The following is a 1,525-nucleotide window of genomic DNA, read 5'->3' as shown; positions in this document are numbered from 1 at the left end:
TAACGAATGACATGGATTCCCCCTACCGAGGATCTGCCACACTTATGTGGTACTTAATTGCACCGGAGGCACCATGTCTAATTATTCTTATTTCTGCGGTATCGACCTAGCCAAAAACCACTTTAGTCTTCATGCCGTAGACCAAAACGGTAAGGTCATACTTCATAAGTCAGTAACTCGCTCTAAACTGCTGACTACAATAGCAAATATGCCACTCATGCGTATAGGCGTTGAAGCGTGTGGTGGTGCACATTATTGGGCAAGAACACTCAATAAACTGGGTCACGACGCACGTATTATGGCCGTTAAATACGTAGTTCCTTATCGAACTAAGGGAAAGAACGACCTTAATGATGCTGTTGCCATATGCGAAGCTGTTCAGCGCCCATCAACTCGCTTTGTACCCGTAAAATCCCCCGAGCAACAAGCCATCCTATCGGTACATAGAATGAGAGAACATTGGGTTCGTGAACGCACCGCGCTTATGAATCGCATGCGTGCCCTGTTTTCTGAATTCGGATTAATCATTCCTGTTGGTCGCTCTTCATTGATGAAACAGGTTCCCTTAATGCTCGAAGATGCAGAAAATGAACTGCCACACCTCGCAAGAACGGTGATAGCCGATGCTTATAACCACCTTGACGAACTCAATCAACGTATCGCCGATACTGAGCAAGTCTTCGATTCTTTTGCTAAGGTCAGCACTAATGTTCAACGAGTGATGAAGGTTCGGGGCATTGGTCCTCAGACCGCGACTGCGATACTCGCTTCGATAGGCAATGGCACTCAATTTGATAAAAGCCGTGATTTTTCTGCATGGCTAGGCTTAGTACCAAAGCAATATTCCACAGGAGGAAAGCCTCGTTTAGGCCGGATAACCAAACACGGCGACAAATATTTGCGAACACTATTAGTTCACGGGGCAAGGACCGTGATTGCCAACCTTGGCGACAAGCAAGATAAGTTAAGTCAATGGTGTCGAGGCGTTCTAGAGCGGAGAGGAATGAATCGAGCGATAGTGGCACTTGCCGCGAAGAACGCACGAATTATATGGTCGCTTTTACACAATCAAACAGAATATGAAAACTATGCTGCTTAAGTAGAAACTTAAGCAGCATAAAGAGTTAAACCCACCGGGTCATTGCAGACGCTAATGATGGAGATAGGTTAAGACCACTTGCGGAGAGCCTGTTAATGCGGCGGACACACTAGATGTCATCTAACGAATAAGGCACCGCAGTCGCGCAAGTCATCAGGGCCACGACGTATGCGAATCGTCGATAAGTAGGCCGAATGTAGAGCGGCAGTCCAAAACCCATCAACATAAGTTTAGCGGATGTTTGACAACCGGGGGAATCCATGTAGCCCTGTTAAGGTGATGAGATGGTCTCCCCCTACCACTTCACATGACTATCAGCCATGCTTGGAGTGTTCAGGTCCAAAAGTAAAAGGAGAAGACCATGACTCAGCATAAAATCATCGGCATCGATTTAGCAAAAAATATTTTTTTCCTTGTTGAAATCAA

The 1,525-nt window shown here is 46.0% G+C and carries 1 protein-coding gene; it reads left to right on the top strand.

Going from position 1 to position 1,525, the window contains the following annotated elements; translation table 11 throughout:
* Positions 1-73 precede the first annotated feature (73 nt).
* Entirely contained in the window at positions 74-1,099 is a 1,026-nt protein-coding gene (locus tag KIV40_RS25685; protein WP_285352010.1) for an IS110 family transposase, read from the top strand.
* Positions 1,100-1,525: the final 426 nt, after the last annotated feature.

The organism is Vibrio sp. D173a (assembly GCF_030248475.1).
The sequence above is the reverse complement of the archived record's forward strand: the minus strand, read 5'-3'. Positions and strand labels throughout refer to the sequence as shown.